Origin of the sequence: Arthrobacter sp. AQ5-05 (assembly GCF_003287975.1) — a bacterium.
Classification (GTDB): domain Bacteria; phylum Actinomycetota; class Actinomycetes; order Actinomycetales; family Micrococcaceae; genus Paeniglutamicibacter.
Genome location: NZ_QMKQ01000024.1, coordinates 42,482 through 60,358, shown reverse-complemented (window position 1 = coordinate 60,358; position 17,877 = coordinate 42,482). Strand labels below are relative to the sequence as shown.

Here is a 17,877-nt window from a genome sequence, read left to right as displayed (position 1 = left end):
CCCCAAATCGCCTAGAACCGTTCACCGAGCCCTCTGCGGCGCAACCAGGAAACCCTCGTGGACCACCCGCCGGCAGAGAGGCTGGCGCCCTTCCCGTGCCCAAAAACGAAACCGCCCCCGTCCGTCGGCAGCAAACGACGACCGGGGGCGGATCGGTGGATCAAGGCTTAGCGCTGCCATCGGCTCTTCTCCCTAAACAACTACTTTCATGCGCCTCACCCGCGGTGGCTTCTACGCTGGTCTTGGTAATGGGCGACCCTGTGACTACCTTTGGCCGCGGGGTCGCATCGATGCAATACCTTGGAAGAGTGTGACTTCGCCTTCGCACCAGCTGGATCACAAAGGCAATCACACAACGACGTGGACGTTGCCACAAGCCACGGGATCCGCAAGTGGCATAAGCCGCTGGCCGGCATGGCAGCACCGGGCCCGGTGGGGGCAACGAACGCGATATCGAGCCCAGCGCCATGCCGGAGATCGAGGGCAAGGCCGTCCACCGCCTGAACGCTGACTGGGTCGAGGTGGAAGCGGGCGACTACATGTCGCTGCGCGCCTTCTGCCCGCAGGCTTGCTACGCCGGTGGACCGTCGAACTTCCGCTACTTGCTGTACAAGGACCAGAACCGCCAGATCGCGCTGTAGTCCCGCAAAGGCCAAAGCCGGGTGCGGTCTACCAGGCGGGCAGCACCGGCAGTTCTCCGTTGGCTTCGACGTGCCGCCCCTGGCCGCGGGAAAGCCACTCGATCATGCCCTCGCGGTCGGATTCCACGCGCAGGGCGCCGTCGCCGATGACCCACGTCTCGCCTTCCTCGGTCACCAAGGTCATGCCCGGGGCGCCCTTGGCCCGCATGGTGCGCACCGCGGCCTCGACGGCGTCCAGCTGGGAGTCCGGGTCGGCCTCCGCGATGGTCCAGGCGGTGTCCAGGTCATGGTGGTGGACGACGATCTCGGCGATGCGCAGGGCCACGATGGAGATGGCGGGGATGACCTTGCCGTGCAGGTCCACCTCTTCGAGGGCGAGCTGGCCGGTCAGCCGCTCGGATTGCTCGGCGAAGAATTCGGCGGAGGCACGGAATTTCTCGATCAGTTCCTGGCGGGGGAGTGCCGCGAGGGCAGCGATCTCCTCGGCGCGGGCCTCGGGCGATGCGTAGAGCTGCTGCTCGTCCCCGGTGGTGGCCCAGTCGATGAGCTTGACCAGGGCGCGGCCGTTGGAGGCGAGGTGGGCGATGACATCGGCCCTGCTCCAGCCCTCGCACAGCGAGGGTGCGGTCATTTCATCGGCGGACAGGGTCTCAATCGTTGCCAGCATCATGGAAGTCTCGCGGCCGAGGCGGGAGAGGTCCGAGTGCAGGCGGGCGGAATTGATCATGGTGCCACCCTACCCATGGACGCGGTGTTGTGGGGCCCGACACCAGATCCATAGGGAACCGGTATCGATTTATATGCACCCGGCCTCCAACGGTGCGCTGCCGTCGGCTGTATGTTGGGGGTGATGCGCATGATGGAAATGACACGACGGCTGATACTCGACAGGCCCGTGCCCGGTGATGTGGATGCGGTCTTTGCCATCGCCAACGACCCTCGCACCTGGTCGCACCTTCCCGAAGCGCGGGTCACGGACCCGGGACAGACCGCCGCCTTGCTGGCGATGTTCCACGCGGGGTGGAAAGCCAACGGGCTTGCCGCCTGGGTGCTTCGGCCGGGAAGCGATGAAGGCCTTCCTGGTCTGGCGCCCGGCCGGCTGCTCGGGACCGGGGGAGTGAACCTGGTCCAGGCGGGTGCCGAGTCCGCGGTCTGGAACCTGGGATACCGGTTGGATCCGGCCTGCTGGGGCCGCGGATTCGCCACCGAGCTGGCCACGTACGCGGTTGACCGTGCCCGGGCCACCGGGAAGGACGTTCCGGTGATCGCCCGGGTGCTTTCCAGCAATCCCTCCTCGACCAGGGTCGCGCAGAAGGCGGGGCTCCAGCTGCGGTGGGAAGGTCCGGCCGGCGTGCAGGGTGCGGCAGCCGCGGGTGAAGTGGCTGTCACGCGGCTCATCCTGGCCGACCGGGAGCTGGAACCCGGGGTTCTTCAATGGCTGGTCTCCCGCGGCTGACTGCGTCGTTCCGCGGGAGACCGGCCGGGGAGCTATTCGCCGTCGCGCACGCGCTTGGCGAAGTTCAGCACGTGCTCCTGCAGCACGGCGATGCGCCGGTGCATCTCGGACTCGCGGTCAAAGCCGATGTACGGCAGGGACTTCATCATGCGGACATTGGTGGAGCATTCGAAGTTGGCACACACCAGCATGCCGATGGTGTCGCCGTCGCGACCCGCCTGCCCGCCGGCCTTGGCGTTGAAGAAGACCACGTCGTTGGGCAGGTCAACGTCTTCGCACCACGAGCACTGGGCCCGGTTGCGGATCTTGCCCTCGGCCTTGCGGAACATGATGCCCACGTGCGCATCGCCCAGGGTGGTGACGACGTAGCCGACCAGCGGCAGCTTCGGATCCCGCCAACCCAGGAATTCAAGGTTGCCCCAGTCCAAGGATCCGAAGTTTTCCGGGAGGGTGATGGCCTTGCGCTCGCGCAGCGAGGCGTTGATGAAGGAGGCGCGGATTTGTTGTTCGATGAGGGGAAGCATGGAGAAAGGATCCTGACTGTCTTGCCGCCGCTTCGCCGCAGCGCGGGCGAAGGAGGCATGTTTTGGGTGGGGGTACGCGATCCGCAGGTGCAGGTGCGCAGGAAAGCGCGGAAAAACCTGAAGCGGATGCGGGCGCGCCACATGGGCGCGAAAAATCACCGAAAGCGGACAGCCCTATCTCGAGCCGGCGAAAAAGACGCCGGCTACCCCCGAACGCCCGCGGGGCAGCTGGGTTGAGATCAAAAAGGACATGAAAAAAAGTATACGCCCGCGCAACAGGTGCCCGTCGAGACGTTGTCGGTCGCGCAGCAGGCTCCGCAGCAGCGTCCAACCGACGGCAAGCGGGCCGCGGACATCGGCGCGCTGGCGATCGGCCTCGGCGGACCAGCCCTGCGCGGCAGCCGCATCCGGCTCCCGACGGCTCCGCGGGCCACCCGGAAGCCGGCGTCCTCCAGCACGGCATCCGGTGCACTGCCGCGGCGCACCGATGCACGGCAGCTCCAGGGATTGTCGTCCCAGCCTCCGCCGCGCAGGCTGCGGTAGCCGCCGTAGCGCGCGGTGTCGGCATGGTCCCAGCACCATTCCCAGGCGTTGCCGATCATGTCGGACAGCCCTAACGCGTTCGATGCCTTCAACGCCACGGATTGCGGGCCGTTGAGGCCGTCAGCAGAGGTCCAGGCGATGTCCGCCAACGGCCCATGCGTCGGGGTGCTCGTTCCGGCGCGGGCGGCAAACTCCCATTCGGCTTCCGTGGGGAGCCGGTATCCCTCGGCGGCCACGTTCCAGATGACGGAATCGGCGCCGAAGGTGTAGGAGGGCTCGAGCCCCGCCGCGAGGGAAGCGGAGTTGCACCAGTGCACCGCAGCAAACCAGGTCACCGGATGCAGCGGAATATTCGCTCCCGGCCGGCGCATCGGGTCCGTCCCCTGGACTTGCGTCCATTGGTCGCCGGTGACATACGTGTTGCCGAGTTCGAAGGGGCGAAAATGCACCTCGCGAACCGCCTCGGAACGCGCGTCGCGCATGCGAATGCTTCCGGACGGGATCGAGGCCAGGGGAATCTCCGCGATTCGATCATGCCCCGAGACCGGGGAGCAGGGTAGCGGCCGGTCGCAGATGACCCCATCGGGCTGGCACGGGATGGTTCGCGCCCGCACATCATCCAATGGACGCACCGCTGAGGAAGTGGCGCTCCGTGCAACGATGCTGTAGACCGGAGACATGTTCATCCGGCAACTCGAGTACATGGTCGCCCTCGCACGCGAGCGGCACTTCGTTCGCGCCGCCCAATCCTGCTCGGTCTCCCAGCCCGCGCTCTCGGAGGGGATCCGGAAGCTGGAAAAAGAACTGGATGTTCCCCTGATCCGCCGGGGCAACAGATTCGAGGGCCTGACCGCCGAGGGGCAGGAACTTGTCACCTGGGCGCGAAGGATCCTCGCGGACCGGGACGCCATGAACGACGAGATCGCCGCCATGCGCACCGGGGTCTCCGGGCAGCTGCGCTTCGGCTCCGTTCCCACCGCCTCGATCGCGGTGTCGCTGTTGAACGCACCGTTCTGCGGACTTCATCCCCAAGCCACCGTTCAGGTGGTCTCCGACCTGACCTCCGGGGACGTCCTGGGCAAGCTGCGGTCCTTCGAGATCGATGCGGGGATCACCTACATCCAGGATCCGGTGCCGGAGGAATTCCGCGTTCTCCCGCTGTACCTGGAACGCCATGTGCTGCTGACCGCCCGGGGTGCCGTGAGCGCGTCCTCGGCAAACTGGGCGCAGGCGGCGGCCCTGCCGCTGTGCCTGCTGGCCCCGAGCATGCAGGGCCGGCGGCGCATCGACGAGGTCTTTGCCGAGGTGGGTGCCATTCCCGCGCCCCGGCTCGAAACCGACTCCGTGGCCTCGCTCTTCGCGCACGTGCAGACGGGTTTGTGGTCGACGATCGTGCCCTCGGCCTGGCTGCATGTCTTCGGGGTCCCGGCCAATCTGCAGGCCGTGCCGTTGGTTTCTCCCCAGCGCTCCGTGCCGGTCGGGTTGGTGACCCTGGCCCGCGACCCCGCCCCGGTATTGGTCCGCGCCTTGCTGTCCGTGGCGGAATCGACCGATCTCACGTTCTTGGAGCACCTCCCGGCCGAGCAGTCACGATAGCCAGCACTTATAACCACATCACCATTGCCTCTTTGACGCTCATGGCCGGAACCGCGCACAGTTGACCCCGGGGCGCGGCGCCCCAAGGTGCGGGAGGCGCAATGGCAGAGATGGTCGAAGCACGGGGAACCGAACCACGTGGCGGGGATGCGGCCTTCGGGGCACTTGATCCACGCGCGCTCCTGGCCATGGGACCGGCGCAGGGCGACCGGCTGGCCGCCTGGCGCGTGGCGCTGGGAGTTGCCGTCCCCTCGCTCGCACTGTTGGCAATCGGCCGGCCGGACCTGGTCATCTACGCCGTCTTCGGGGCCTTCGTCGGCATGTACGGCAGGAACGAGCCGCACCAGCTGCGGATCATCCACCAGGGGCAGGCCGCGGTGCTGCTCGTCGGCGGGACCGTGCTCGGCATCGGACTGGCAGCGGCGCACGTCGGTCCGTGGACGCTGGTGGCGTTCGAGGCCCTGGTCGCGAGCGTGGTCTCGATGGTTGCCGACAAGTACAAGCTCAAGCCCGGCGGCCCCTTCTTCTGCATCTTTGCCTTGGGGGCCTGTGCCTCGGTTCCGCTCGCGGTGCCGTGGTGGTGCGCCGCGCTCATCTGCCTCGGTTCGGCACTCGTTGCCGTGCTGGTCGGGTTCGCCGGTTGGATGGGGTCGCGGGGCTGGGTGCCCGGCGCCGTCCGCCCGGTCGAACCGGCAATCTCGCCGGCGATCCTCGTCCACGCCCTGCGCTACCTCCTGGCCGTCGGCACCGCCGGGGCCGCGGGAATGCTGATGGGGATCGGGCACCCCTACTGGGCGATGGCCGCCGGCGCGGTTCCGCTGGCCGCCGAGACCCTCGGGGCGCGCATCGTCCGCGGAATCCACCGCGTGCTCGGAACGCTGGCCGGGGTCGGTGTGACCGCACTGATCCTGCTGCCGCAGCCCCCCATCATGGTCCTGGGGCTGGCGGTGGTCGTGCTGCAGTTCCCCTCGGAGTTGTTCATGACCCGCCATTACGGGCTGGCGCTGGTCTTCTTCACGCCGCTGATCCTGGTGATGACGTACCTGGCCTCCCCGATGGATCCCGGCATTCTCATGGTCGACCGGGCCGTGGAGACGGTGATCGGGGCCACGGCCGGGGTGCTGGTTGCCGTGTGCATCCGCGAGCCCCGGCCGGCTGGACCCGTGGTGCGCTGAACCGGCTTTCCGACACTGCGGGAGCGGACTACCGGCGAAGTACCCCGCCGGGGTTGCCCAGAACCCCGGTCAGGGCGGCCCGGGCGGACTCGAGCGCGCCGGAGGGATCCGACCCGGCGGCAATCAACACCAGGCCCGGATTCGCCGGGGCGGGACGGCCATCGGCGCGCGGGAGAACCTCCACCCGGCCTGCGGCCAGCTGCACCTCGTGCCAGCGACCGTCGCCTCCCTGCAGCGCGCCCTTGGCACGCACCAGTTCGTGCGCCTGCCCTTCCAGCGCCCGCACCACGGCAGCCATATCGAGCGGTCCGGGCGCGGCCAGGGTGCATCTGGCATGGGAATCGGCATGGGCGTCGGAACCTGCCGCGGGGCCCCGCGTTTCCGGCTCCGGCCGCGGGGCCACGGCGAACGCCCGGGCAGCGGTTCGTTCCGGGTGGGCCCGATCCTGCTCCAGCACCCTGGCCTCCGGGGCCGCTGCCGCGCAGGCACCCAGCGCGGCACCGATTTCCGCGGACATGGCCAGGTCCGTCTTGGTCAGCAGCACCACCTCGGCGGCGGCCAACTGCCGGGCCACGGTGTCCCCGACATACTGATCGCGCAGCAGCCGCACCACGTCGGTGGCATCCGCGCAGACCAGCACCGGCCCGGGGGAGAAACCGGGGTAGCTGCGCCAGGTGGCCAGCTCTCCGGGATCGCCCACGCCGCTGACCTCGCAGAGCACGTTGTCCAGGTCGGTGCGCGCGGCAAGCGCGGTCATGGTGCGGGCCACGTCGTCGCCCAGCTGGCAGCAGATGCAGCCGTTGGTCAGTTCGATGGTGTCTTCGTCCGCCGAGGCGATCAGGTCCGCATCGATGTTCACCGAGCCGAAGTCGTTGACCACCACCGCGGTGCGCCCGGGCAGGGCCCCGGCCAGCAGCACGTTCACCAGCGTGGTCTTTCCGGACCCCAGGTACCCGCCGATGATGCCCAGCCGGGCGCTCACCGGGCTCCCGCAACGGCCGGGGCCTGCACGTTGCTGGTGTGGTGGCGCCCGCCCACCACGGTGCCGTACACGTGGATGGTGCCGATTTCCGCCGCCGGGACCTCCAGCGGGTCCTCGGCCAGCACGGCCATGTCGGCGAACTTCCCGGCCTCCAGCGAACCGATCTCGTGGTCCATCTTGAGCATGTACGCCCCGCCCAGGGTGATGGCCTCCAGCGCCTGCTGCGCGCCGATGCGCTCGGCCTCGCCCATGACCCGTCCGGAAACGGTCAACCGGGTGACCGCGTGCTTCATGGTGTGCAGCGGGCCCAACGGGGTGACCGGGGTGTCGGAGTGCAGCGCGATCGGCACCCCGTGGCGCAGCGCGGTGGCCGCCGCATTCATCCGGGCCGCGCGGTCCGGCCCGACGGTGATGTCCATGTGCTGGTCGCCCCACGCCCAGATGTGGTTGGCGAAGATGTTGGCACAAGCGCCCAGGGTTGCCATGCGCTTGTATTGGGCCGTGGTGCTCATCTGCGAGTGGGTGCAGGTGTGCCGGTGGTCCGGGCGCGGGTGCGCGGTCAGGATGGCTTCAAGGGTGTCCAGGAACAGCTGGGTGGTCTGGTCCCCGTTGCAGTGCACGTGCACCAGCACCCCTGCCTTGTGGAAGGTCTCGAAGGCCTCGCGGAATTCCTCGGGACTCACGGCCCAGATGCCGTTGGGCTGGTCGCCGTAGTAGCCGGGTTCCAGCAGCCGGGCGGTGAAACCCTGGATGGAGCCGTCCAGCATGAGCTTCACGTTGCCGAAACGCAGCTTGTCGGTGGACAGCCCGCGCAGCTTGACCAGCCTTTGCGCTGCCTCGGACAGGGACAGGGCTACTTTTCCGACGCCTACCCCGAAGTGGAAGACGTTCAGACGGGCGGGGAACGCGTCTGTCACCTGCGTGCGGAAGAGCTCGACGCCGGCGTCGTCCATGAGCAGCCGCGAGCCCAGGTCAGTCAGCGTGGTGGTGCCGGTGTTCACCCCGTCCTGGCCGAAGGCGGCAAGCGCGGCGGGGTTCACGCCCATCAGCGGGGCACCCTCGACCAAGGGTGCCCCCAGTGCCATGGCGGCGAATTCCTGCAGTTCCCCGGTGGGCTGTCCGGCCTCGTCCTTGGCCACCCCGGTGACGGTGGTGGACGTGTCGATGCCGCAGGCCCGCATTGCTGCGGAGTTCAGCGTGACCACGTGCCCGCTGGAATGGGTGATGTGCACTGGTCGGGTTGCCGAGACCCGGTCCAGCGCGGTGGCCGAGAGGCGCTCGCCGGGGAAATAGATCGGGTCCAGCCCCCAAGCGAGCAGAGGGGCCTCGGGGTCCTTGAGTTCGGTCTCGGCGGCGCAGAGCCGTGCAATGATGTCCTCGATGCTGCGGCACCCTGGCCAGCGCCGCCCGTCCGGGGCGGTGCGGTCCACAAGCCCCACATAGGTGCTTGCCCACACGTTCCCGGAGCCTGCGTGGCTGTGTGCCTCGACGAACCCGGGCACCAGCACCGCGCCGGCGTAGCGCTCGTCGAGCACCGCCCCGGTGTATTCCATCAGCATCCGGGTCTGGCCTACGGCCCGTATCCGGTCCCCGCGCACCGCCACGGCTTCGGCCGTGGGGTTGGCCGGATCCATGGTGCGGACCAGGCGGGCGGGATAGACGATGGTGGGTTCCATGGGGAAAGTGCCTTTCGCTGGGTACTGGCGATCAGGATAGCGGAACGGGCTTGGATGCTGCCCGGGCCCGGACGGCCAGTGCCACAGGCTCCGGGTGGCGGCGGCGCTTTGCCGGTTGCCCGTGCCGCCCTCGGGGGGGCGGAAGACCCGGGCGTTCGGTGCGGCACTGCTTCGCGGCCGGAGTGCCGCGGCCGGCAAATGCGCGGAGCGCAACAATGGCGATGGCGTCCATGCCCGAACGGGAATGAACGCCATCGCCATGTGCTTTGGTGTTGCCGGAGCTAGGAGATCTCGACCTTGACGTCTGCCTTGGTGATCGGCCAGCCGGTGACGACCTTGGGCCGCGGGGTCGCGTAGGTGCGCACCTTGGAGGTGCTCAGTCCCAGGCGCACCAGCGACTCGGCGATGGTGACCGCGGCGCGCACGCCGTCGACGATGGGCACTCCGGTCGCCTCGGCAACCTTGGCCTCAAGTTCGGCCATGCCGCCGCAGCCGAGCACGATGACCTCGGCCTTGTCGATCTCCACCGCCTGGCGCGACTGCTCCACGATGGCAGCGACCGCACGCTCCGGATCGGACTCGAGCTCGAGCACGCCCAGTCCGCTGGCGCGGACCGAAGCGCAGCGGTCGGTGAGCCCGGCCAGCTTCAGCCGGTCCTCGATCAGCGGCACCGTGCGGTCCAGCGTGGTGACCACGGAGTACTTGTGGCCCAGGAACTGTGCGGTGGAGGCCGCTGCCTCGGTGATGTCCACGACCGGGACGTCGAGCAGTTCCTGCAGGCCCTCGCGGCCGTGTTCCCCGTAGCCGGCCTGGATGACCGCGTCGTACGGTTCGGTGTAGTTCACGACCTTGTCCATCACGGCGATCGCCGCGAGGTAGCTTTCGAAGTTTCCCTCGCAGGAATCCGCTCCGAAGTTGGGCGTCAGCTCGATGATCTCGGTGCCCGGGGAGGCCGCCGAGCGGGCCGAATCGCCGATCGAGCGGGTCATGGACGCCGTGGTGTTGACATTGAGGACCAGAATTCGCATGGGGGAATGCTCCTGTGTAGCTGTGGATCTGAAGAGGGGCAGGCGCCCTAGTGGGTGGGTGCGACGGCGATTTCCTCGCCGCTGACATCCTCGTGTACCTGGCCGCGCTTGGCAATTGCCAGGTAGACGATGGCGCCGAGGCCGGAGCCGATGAACCAGGCGAAGGCCGAGACGGCATGCAGCGCCGGGTTGAAGGCCAGGACCAGGGCCGCGACGGCCGAGACGCCCAGGGCGATGATGGCTCGGAAGTTCACGCCGCGGGTGAAGTGGTACGTACCCTCGGGGTTGGCCCGGTACAGGTCCGGGATGTTGATCTTGGAGCGGCGCATGATCCAGTAGTCGGCCATGATGATGCCGAACAGCGGGCCCAGCAGGGCGCCGAGGCCGCCGAGGAAGTAGGTGATGACCGCGGGGGAGTTGTAGAGGTTCCACGGCAGGATCAGCAGGCCGATGACACCGGAGATGATGCCGGCGCGGCGGAAGTTCAGGTGCTTCGGGAAGAGGTTGGTCAGCGCGTAGATCGGCGCGACGAAGTTGGCCATCAGGTTCACCGCGATGGTCAGGATCAGCAATGCGGCGGAGGCTGCCAGCAGCAGGAAGGTGTTCGGGATGGCTGCGACGACGTCCGAGGGGCTGTCGATGATGGTTCCGTCGATCTTGAACTGCGCACCGGTCAGGACCACGACGATCAGGCCGAAGAGCAGCATGTTCAGCGGGATGCCGAAGAAGTTGCCGCGCACGATCGAGCCCTTGGACTTGGCGCTGCGGGTGAAGTCGCAGAAGTTCAGCACGAAGGTGGCGTAGATGGAGACCCACAGTGCGCCGCCGCCGAGGATTCCGATCCACATGTCGACACCGGTCTTGGTGTCGCCGGTGGACCAGGCGATCGAGCCGCCTGCCTGGATGAACATCCACACGGCCAGTGCACCCATGGTGACAAGGATGACCGGGCCCGCGAAGGCCTCGTACTTGCGGATCATTTCCATGCCGTAGCTGACGATGACCAACTGCAGTGCCCACAGGGCCACGAAACAGATCCATCCGAGGGTGGACAGCCCCAGGAAGAGGTTGGAGTTCAGGGCGGACGCCCCGGGTGCCACGGCCAGGACCATGACCACCAGGACCACGGAGGCCAGGTAGGTCTGGATGCCGAACCAAGCGATGGCGACGCCGCCACGGAGCAGCGCCGGGATCTGTGCCCCGCGGATGCCGAAGGCAATGCGGCTCATGACCGGGAACGGTACGCCGGTCTTCTCTCCCATGAAGCCGGAGAAGTTCAGCAGACCGAACAACAGCAGCGCGCCGAAGCCCAGTGCCACCAGGATCTGCCAGCCACCTAGGCCGAGGGCGAAGAGCCCGATCGCAAACGCATAGTTGCCGAGGGAGTGGACGTCGTTGGCCCACAGCGTGAAGATGCTGTAGCTGGACCAGGTCCGGCCGGCCTTCGTGGTGGGAGCGAGGTCGCTGTTGTAGAGCGAGGCGCTAAGCCCATGGGGGTTCAACTCGTGCAATTCTGTCGACGGCACGCTTGGTACGGACGACGCTGTGCGCACATCTGGATGGGTCATGACTGGTCGTACCTTTCACCACAGGGGGTGTGACGGGGATTACTACGTTGAACGATAATGACACGGTTCCACGTAAAAGAAAAGAGTTTTCGCCTGATGGAAACATTCCGGAAATGCTTGCGGTGGGGATGTTGGGCATTCCCGCCCATGTCGGGTGTCGAAAACCATGAGGTGCGCGGCGGCTGGAAAGGATTTTTGTCCGAGGCGCTTCTTGACAGTGACTCAGACCACTCGGTAGAGTTCTCATCAAGCAATAAACATATTTCACAATATGGAAGTTGGAACCATGAAGGAGTCGAAGATGGCCTACACCGTCAACTGTTCAATCCTGCTCACCGAGCTGCCCCTCCTGGAGCGTGCCGCTGCGGCGAAGTCCGCGGGTTTTGACAGCGTTGAATTCTGGTGGCCTTTTGCCACCGCGGTTCCCTCCGATTCCGAGGTCGATGCCTTCATCGCCTCGATCAAGGACGCGGGCGTCACTCTCGATGGCCTGAACTTCTTCGCCGGGGACATGCCGGCCGGGGACCGCGGCCTGGTTTCCTGGGTGGGACGCGAATCAGAGTTCCTGGCCAACATCGATGTCGTCGCCGGCATCGGTGAGGCGACCGGATGCAAGGGTTTCAACGCCCTGTACGGCAACCGCCAGCCGGGCCTCGACGGCCAGGCACAGGACAAGCTGGCCATCGAGAACCTTCTGGCGGCCGCCAAGGGCGTCGAGCGCATCGGCGGAACGGTGTTGCTCGAACCGATCTCCGGTTCCGAGGCCTACCCGCTGAAGACCTCGGCCGACGCGTTCTTCGTCCTGGACAAGGTCCACGCCGCCGGCGCCTCCAACGTGAAGCTGCTGGCCGACTTCTACCACCTGGCCGTCAACGGCGATGACGTCGCCGCACTGATCGAGGGCCACGCCCACGAATTCGGCCACATCCAGATCGCCGACGATCCGGGACGCGGCGCCCCGGGCACCGGCACCCTCCCGCTGGGCGAATGGGTCACCCGTTCCCGCGACCTCGGCTACGCCGGCGGCGTCGCCCTGGAGTACAAGGCCGCCCACGCGCAGGCCTTCACCTGGCTCATCCGCCAGTCCGCCTAACCCGCACCCCCACCTCTTCCGGGCCACCAGCGCCCAAGCCACCAGCACACACAAGTTTTCAGGAGCACGGCATGTCGAACACGCAAAAAATCGCATTCATCGGCCTGGGCATCATGGGGCTGCCCATGGCCATCAACCTGGCCAAGGCAGGCTTCGAGGTCACCGGCTACAACCGCAGCCCGGAAAAAACCGCGGAACTGGTGGCCGCCGGCGGCAAGGGCGCGGGTTCCATCCCGGAGGCCGTGGCCGGCGCCGACGTCGTAATCACCATGGTCCCGGACTCCGCGGACGTCGAAGCAGTGGTCACCGGCGAGGCGGGCGTCTTCGCCAACGCCAAGGCCGGCACCCTGTGGATCGACAACTCCTCCATCCGCCCGGATGTCTCGTCCCGCCTGGCCGTCGAGGCCCGCGCCGCCGGCATCCGCCCGCTCGACGCCCCGGTCTCCGGCGGCGAGGCCGGCGCCATCGGCGGTGTCCTGTCCATCATGGTCGGCGGCGAGGCGGAAGACTTCGCCGATGCCGAGGCCGTCTTCAACGCCGTGGGCAAGACCATCGTGCTGGTCGGCCCGGCGGGATCCGGCCAGACCGTCAAGGCAGCCAACCAGCTGATCGTGGCCGCCAACATCCAGGCCCTCTCCGAAGCCGTGGTCTTCCTCGAGGCCTACGGCGTGGACACCGACGCGGCCCTGAAGGTCCTCGGCGGCGGACTTGCCGGCTCCAAGGTCCTTGACCAGAAGGGCCAGAAGATCCTTGACCGGTCCTTCGAGCCCGGCTTCCGTCTGGCCCTGCACCACAAGGACATGGGCATCGTGACCTCCGCGGCCCGCGAGGCAGGCGTCGTGCTTCCGCTCGGCGCACTGGTCGCCCAGCTCGTGGCCTCCACCGTGGCCAGCGGCGACGGTGCCCTCGACCACTCCGGACTCTTCCGCGGCGTACAACGCCTCAGCGGTTCCGCAGACGTGCCGGCCGAACCAGTGGCCGCCAACTAGCCCCACGCACCGACGGCGCCCGACCGCTTCCCCTGCGGGAAACGCGCCGCCCACACCACTCGGACCGCCACGCAGCACACGCTGTGCGCCGACGGCCCAACCACACTTCACCGCCTCCCGCCCGCCAGGCACCGCCGGCGACCGGGATTGACACAAGGAGCAGTACACCATGGCAAAGATGCGCGTTGTCGATGCAATTGTCTTGATTTTGGAAAAGGAAGGCGCCACCGAGGCCTTCGGACTGCCCGGAGCGGCGATCAACCCGCTGTACTCGGCCATGCAGCGCCGCGGCACCATCCGCCACACGCTGGCCCGCCACGTTGAAGGCGCCAGCCACATGGCCGACGGCTATTCGCGTGCCACCGGCAAGATCGGCCTGTGCCTGGGCACTTCCGGTCCGGCCGGCACCGACATGATCACCGGCCTCTACGCCGCGATCGCCGACTCCATCCCGATGCTCTGCATCACCGGGCAGGCGCCGACCGACAAGCTGCACAAGGAAGATTTCCAGGCCGTGGACATCGAGTCCATCGCCAAGCCGGTCACCAAGTTCGCGGCCACCGTCCTGGAGCCGGGATTGATCCCGGGCTACTTCGCCAAGGCCTTCCAGATCATGCGCTCGGCACGCCCCGGCCCGGTCCTGCTGGATCTGCCGATCAACGTGCAGATGGCCGAGATCGAATTCGACATCGACGCCTATGAGCCCTTGGTCCCGGACAAGCCGGCAGCCACCCGCGGCCAGGCCGAAAAGGTCCTGGACCTGCTGGTCGCCGCCAAGCACCCGATGATCATTGCCGGCGGCGGCGTCATCAATGCCAACGCCTCGGACAAGCTTGTCGAGCTGGCCGAACTGCTGAACATCCCGGTCTCCCCGACCCTGATGGGCTGGGGCGTCATCCCGGATGACCACCGCCTGCAGTCGGGCATGGTCGGCATCCAGACCCACACCCGCTACGGCAATGTCTCCTTCCTGGCCTCCGACTTCGTGCTGGGCCTGGGCAACCGCTGGGCCAACCGCCACACCGGCGGCCTGGACACGTACCGCAAGGGCCGCAAGTTCGTGCACATCGACATCGAGGGCACCCAGATCGGCCGGGTCTTCTCCCCGGATTTGGGCATCATCTCGGACGCAGGTGCGGCGATCGACCAGCTGCTGGCCGCTGCCCGCGACCGCAAGGCCGCAGGCACCCTGCCCGACTACTCGGCGTGGGCCGACGAGTGCACCGCCCGCAAGGCAACGCTGCACCGCAAGACGAACTTCGACAACGTGCCGATCAAGCCGCAGCGCGTGTACCAGGAAATGAACGCCGCCTTCGGCAAGGACACCACCTACGTGTCCACCATCGGCCTGTCGCAGATCGCCGGCGCGCAGATGCTGCACGTCTACGGCCCGCGCCAGTGGATCAACGCCGGCCAGGCCGGCCCGCTGGGCTGGACCGGTCCCGCTGCCCTGGGCGTGGTGCGCGGCAAACCGAACTCCACCGTTGTGGCGCTCTCGGGCGACTACGACTTCCAGTTCATGATCGAGGAACTTGCCGTCGGCGCTCAGTTCAAGCTGCCGTACATCCACGTCGTGGTCAACAACTCCTACCTGGGCCTGATCCGCCAGTCCCAGCGCCCCTTCGAGATGGATTACCACGTCTCGCTGGGCTTCGAGAACATCAACTCCCCGGAGACCAACGGCTACGGCGTTGACCACGTCAAGGTCGCCGAGGGCCTGGGCTGCAAGGCCGTGCGCGTGGAGGATCCCTCCAAGCTGGCCGAGGGCTTCGCCGAGGCCGGACGACTGGCCGCCGAGTTCCAGGTACCCGTCGTCGTCGAGGTCATCCTGGAGCGTGTGACAAACATTGCCATGGGTGCTGAACTGGATGCAGTGAACGAATTCGAGGACCTGGCCGACGCGGCGGCGGACGCGCCGACGGCATTGGCCCCGCTGGAATCATCGCACGGCGTCCACGTCGGCGCATCGGTCTAGTCAACAAAGGGTAGGGAAGGGCATCTCATGCTGATCGTTGTGGCACCGGACAAGTTCAAGGGAACTCTCACGGGCGCGGAAGTTGCCGCCTCGATCAGTGCCGGGGTGCGCCAGGCGCTGCCGCAGGCCCGCACCCTCACGGTGCCCGTCGCGGACGGCGGCGAGGGAACCCTCGCCGCCGCCCTGGAATGCGGCTTCGTGCAGCACCATGCACGGGTCTCCGGTCCCACCGGGGAACAGGTCCGTGCGGCCTGGGGCCTGTCTGGACACACCGCCATCGTGGAGATGGCCGAGGCCTCGGGCCTCGACCGCCTGGCGGGCGGGGTGAAGGACGCCCTGGGTGCCAGCAGCCTGGGCACCGGCCAGCTGATTGCCGCGGCGCTGGATGCCGGGGCCACCGAGATCATCCTGGGCGTCGGCGGCAGTGCCTGCACCGACGGCGGGGCCGGCATGCTCCAGGGGCTCGGCGCGAAGCTGCTCGACGCGGCGGGCAACGAGGTTGCCCGCGGCGGCGGACCGCTGGGAACCCTGCACCGGGTGGAGCTGTCCGGGCTCGACCCGCGGATCGCCGCCACCTCCTTCACGCTGGCGGCCGACGTGGAAAACCCGCTGACCGGGTCCAATGGCGCGGCCTTCGTCTTCGCCCCGCAAAAGGGCGCGAGCGACGCCCAGGTCATCGAGCTTGACGCGGCGCTGGGCCGTTTCGCGCGGGCCCTGGGTGCCGAGCTCGGAGAGCAGCACATCTCCGGCATCGCGGCATCCCCGGGCGCCGGGGCAGCCGGCGGCGTGGGCTTCGCCGCACTGGCGGTGCTGGGTGCCACCCGGCGCCGCGGCATCGACGTGGTGCTGGAACTGACCGGGCTGGAGGCTGCGCTCGAGGGTGCTGTCGCCGTGTTCACCGGCGAGGGCAGCCTTGACACCCAGTCGCTGGAGGGCAAGACGCCGGTGGGCGTGGCCCAACTGGCCGCCGCCCACGGCATTCCCGTCTACGCAATCTGTGGACGCAACCAACTTTCCACCGAGCAGGCAACATCCGCGGGGTTCACCGCGGTACGATCGCTGCTCGAGCTGGAACCAGATGTTGCCCGTTGCATGAGTGAGGGTGGATCTCTTGTGCAACGGGCGGCAACCCTCTTGGCCCAGGAATTCCTGGCCGCCAACGCGGCCAACGCCTAGGGCCGGGCTATTCTTTCCCCAACCACCATTTTTCCAACGCACGAGATGTAAGGATGCGATCATGGGCAACACCGAGCTCACCGAGTCAGGCACGCCGTCACCGGAAGCAAACACAGGCACCGACTTTGATCTGGTGATCCGCGGCGAGCAGATCGTCACCGGCGCCGGCACGGTCGCGCGCGAAATCGGGGTCCGCGACGGCAAGATCGTCGCCATCGAGCCACTGGGCAACAACCTCACCGGCACCACTGTCATCGAGCTGTCCGCCGAGCAGGTCCTGATCCCGGGGCTGGTCGACACCCACGTACACATCAACGAGCCCGGCCGCACCGAGTGGGAGGGCTTCGAGTCCGCCACCAAGGCCGCCGCCGCCGGAGGCGTGACCACCGTGGTGGACATGCCGCTGAACTCCATCCCGCCGACCGTGAACGTCGCGGCGCTGGAACTCAAGCAGGCCGCTGCGCGCCCCAAGGCCTTCGTCGACGTCGGATTCTGGGGCGGCGCCATCCCGGGAAACAAGACCGATTTGCGCGAGCTGCACGACGCAGGGGTCTTCGGCTTCAAGTGCTTCCTGCTGCACTCGGGCGTCGAGGAATTCCCGTACCTCGAGCCGGACGAGATGGAAGAGGACATGACCGAGATCGTGTCCTTCGACTCGATGATGCTCGTCCATGCCGAGGATTCGCGCGCCATCGACCGCGCCCCGAACGCCGAGGGCGACCACTACGACCGCTTCCTGGCCTCCCGCCCGCGCGGCGCCGAGAACGTCGCGGTGGCCGAGGTCATCGAACGCGCCCGCTGGACCGGGGCCCGCGCCCACATCCTGCACCTGTCCTCCTCCGACGCGCTGCCGATGATCGAATCGGCCAAGCGCGACGGTGTGAAGCTGACAGTGGAGACCTGCCCGCACTACCTCACGCTGCTGGCCGAGGAAATCCCCAACGGCGCGACCGCGTTCAAGTGCTGCCCGCCGATCCGCGAGGCCTCCAACCGCGAACTGCTCTGGAAGGGCCTGGAGGACGGGATCATCGACTGCATCGTCTCGGACCACTCGCCTTCGACCATCGATTTGAAGGACGTCGAGAACGGCGACTTCGGTGTGGCCTGGGGCGGGGTTGCCTCGCTGCAGCTGGGCCTGGCGCTGATCTGGACCGAGGCCAAGCGCCGCGGCATCAAGCTCGAGACCGTGCTGCACTGGATGTCCAAGCGCCCGGCGGAAATCGCAGGCCTGCACCACAAGGGCGCCATCGCGCTGGGCAACGACGCCGACTTCGCGTTCTTCGGGCCGGATGACAGCTTCGTGGTCGACGTGAACAAGCTGCACCACAAGAACCCGATCTCCCCGTACCAGGGCAAGGTCCTGGCCGGCAAGGTCAGCCGCACCTTCGTGCGAGGTGTAGAGGTCGACTTCAAGACCCCGCACGGCAAGCTGATCCGCCGCGGCGAGGTCTAAAC

The 17,877-nt window shown here is 67.6% G+C and carries 16 protein-coding genes; 9 read left to right on the top strand and 7 right to left on the bottom strand.

Annotated elements, in window-relative coordinates:
• Positions 1-467 precede the first annotated feature (467 nt).
• Complete coding sequence (locus DQ353_RS22020; protein ID WP_502696410.1) at positions 468-641, top strand: hypothetical protein; 174 nt, start codon at positions 468-470, stop codon at positions 639-641.
• A gap of 28 nt (positions 642-669) precedes the next feature.
• On the opposite strand, the gene DQ353_RS16895 is transcribed toward DQ353_RS22020, so the two are convergent.
• Positions 670-1,368 carry a maleylpyruvate isomerase family mycothiol-dependent enzyme gene (locus DQ353_RS16895; RefSeq protein ID WP_113764301.1) on the bottom strand — a complete coding sequence of 233 codons (699 nt, stop codon included), beginning with the start codon at positions 1,366-1,368 and terminating at the stop codon, positions 670-672.
• A 129-nt stretch (positions 1,369-1,497) separates the two neighbouring features.
• Between DQ353_RS16895 and DQ353_RS16890 the strand changes: the two genes are divergently transcribed.
• Entirely contained in the window at positions 1,498-2,097 is a 600-nt protein-coding gene (locus tag DQ353_RS16890; protein ID WP_181578455.1) for a GNAT family N-acetyltransferase, read from the top strand.
• A 32-nt stretch (positions 2,098-2,129) separates the two neighbouring features.
• On the opposite strand, the gene DQ353_RS16885 is transcribed toward DQ353_RS16890, so the two are convergent.
• Both DQ353_RS16885 and DQ353_RS16880 read right to left on the bottom strand, forming a co-directional pair.
• Complete coding sequence (locus tag DQ353_RS16885) at positions 2,130-2,621, bottom strand: FBP domain-containing protein (RefSeq protein ID WP_113764297.1); 492 nt, start codon at positions 2,619-2,621, stop codon at positions 2,130-2,132.
• A 239-nt stretch (positions 2,622-2,860) separates the two neighbouring features.
• Positions 2,861-3,646: a formylglycine-generating enzyme family protein gene (locus DQ353_RS16880; protein ID WP_353616705.1), complete on the bottom strand. Its 786-nt coding sequence runs from the start codon at positions 3,644-3,646 to the stop codon at positions 2,861-2,863.
• A 196-nt stretch (positions 3,647-3,842) separates the two neighbouring features.
• On the opposite strand from DQ353_RS16880, the gene DQ353_RS16875 reads away from it, so the two are divergent.
• Positions 3,843-4,760, top strand: a complete 918-nt coding sequence (locus tag DQ353_RS16875) for a LysR family transcriptional regulator (protein WP_113764295.1) — start codon at positions 3,843-3,845, stop codon at positions 4,758-4,760.
• 101 nt (positions 4,761-4,861) lie between these two features.
• Positions 4,862-5,935 (top strand): FUSC family protein, encoded by a 1,074-nt coding sequence (locus DQ353_RS16870; protein ID WP_286166870.1) that lies wholly within the window; start codon positions 4,862-4,864, stop codon positions 5,933-5,935.
• Between the two features lie 28 nt (positions 5,936-5,963).
• Here the strand turns inward: DQ353_RS16870 and DQ353_RS16865 are convergent, their stop codons facing one another.
• The 4 genes from DQ353_RS16865 to DQ353_RS16850 form a co-directional block, all read right to left on the bottom strand.
• A complete protein-coding gene (locus DQ353_RS16865; protein WP_113764293.1) occupies positions 5,964-6,917 on the bottom strand; it encodes a CobW family GTP-binding protein in 954 nt (317 codons plus the stop codon).
• The gene (locus DQ353_RS16860) at positions 6,914-8,593 is read right to left on the bottom strand and encodes an amidohydrolase (protein ID WP_113764291.1); all 1,680 of its coding nucleotides are present in this window, start codon (positions 8,591-8,593) and stop codon (positions 6,914-6,916) included. Before DQ353_RS16860 ends, DQ353_RS16865 begins: the two co-directional genes overlap by 4 nt.
• Before the next feature lie 281 nt (positions 8,594-8,874).
• Positions 8,875-9,621 (bottom strand): aspartate/glutamate racemase family protein, encoded by a 747-nt coding sequence (locus DQ353_RS16855; protein WP_113764289.1) that lies wholly within the window; start codon positions 9,619-9,621, stop codon positions 8,875-8,877.
• Positions 9,622-9,668: 47 nt separating this feature from the next.
• Complete coding sequence (locus tag DQ353_RS16850; protein ID WP_113764287.1) at positions 9,669-11,189, bottom strand: NCS1 family nucleobase:cation symporter-1; 1,521 nt, start codon at positions 11,187-11,189, stop codon at positions 9,669-9,671.
• 301 nt (positions 11,190-11,490) lie between these two features.
• Between DQ353_RS16850 and DQ353_RS16845 the strand changes: the two genes are divergently transcribed.
• From DQ353_RS16845 to allB, 5 genes are all read left to right on the top strand, one after another.
• Positions 11,491-12,282, top strand: coding sequence for a hydroxypyruvate isomerase family protein (locus DQ353_RS16845; RefSeq protein WP_113764309.1), 792 nt, complete (start codon positions 11,491-11,493; stop codon positions 12,280-12,282).
• A 71-nt stretch (positions 12,283-12,353) separates the two neighbouring features.
• The gene (locus DQ353_RS16840; RefSeq protein WP_113764285.1) at positions 12,354-13,271 is read left to right on the top strand and encodes a 2-hydroxy-3-oxopropionate reductase; all 918 of its coding nucleotides are present in this window, start codon (positions 12,354-12,356) and stop codon (positions 13,269-13,271) included.
• Between the two features lie 169 nt (positions 13,272-13,440).
• Complete coding sequence (gene gcl, locus DQ353_RS16835) at positions 13,441-15,246, top strand: glyoxylate carboligase (protein ID WP_113764283.1); 1,806 nt, start codon at positions 13,441-13,443, stop codon at positions 15,244-15,246.
• A 27-nt stretch (positions 15,247-15,273) separates the two neighbouring features.
• A complete protein-coding gene (locus tag DQ353_RS16830) occupies positions 15,274-16,422 on the top strand; it encodes a glycerate kinase (RefSeq protein WP_113764281.1) in 1,149 nt (382 codons plus the stop codon).
• Between the two features lie 61 nt (positions 16,423-16,483).
• On the top strand, positions 16,484-17,875 hold the full coding sequence (allB, locus tag DQ353_RS16825; RefSeq protein WP_113764279.1) for an allantoinase AllB: 1,392 nt from the start codon (positions 16,484-16,486) through the stop codon (positions 17,873-17,875).
• Positions 17,876-17,877: the final 2 nt, after the last annotated feature.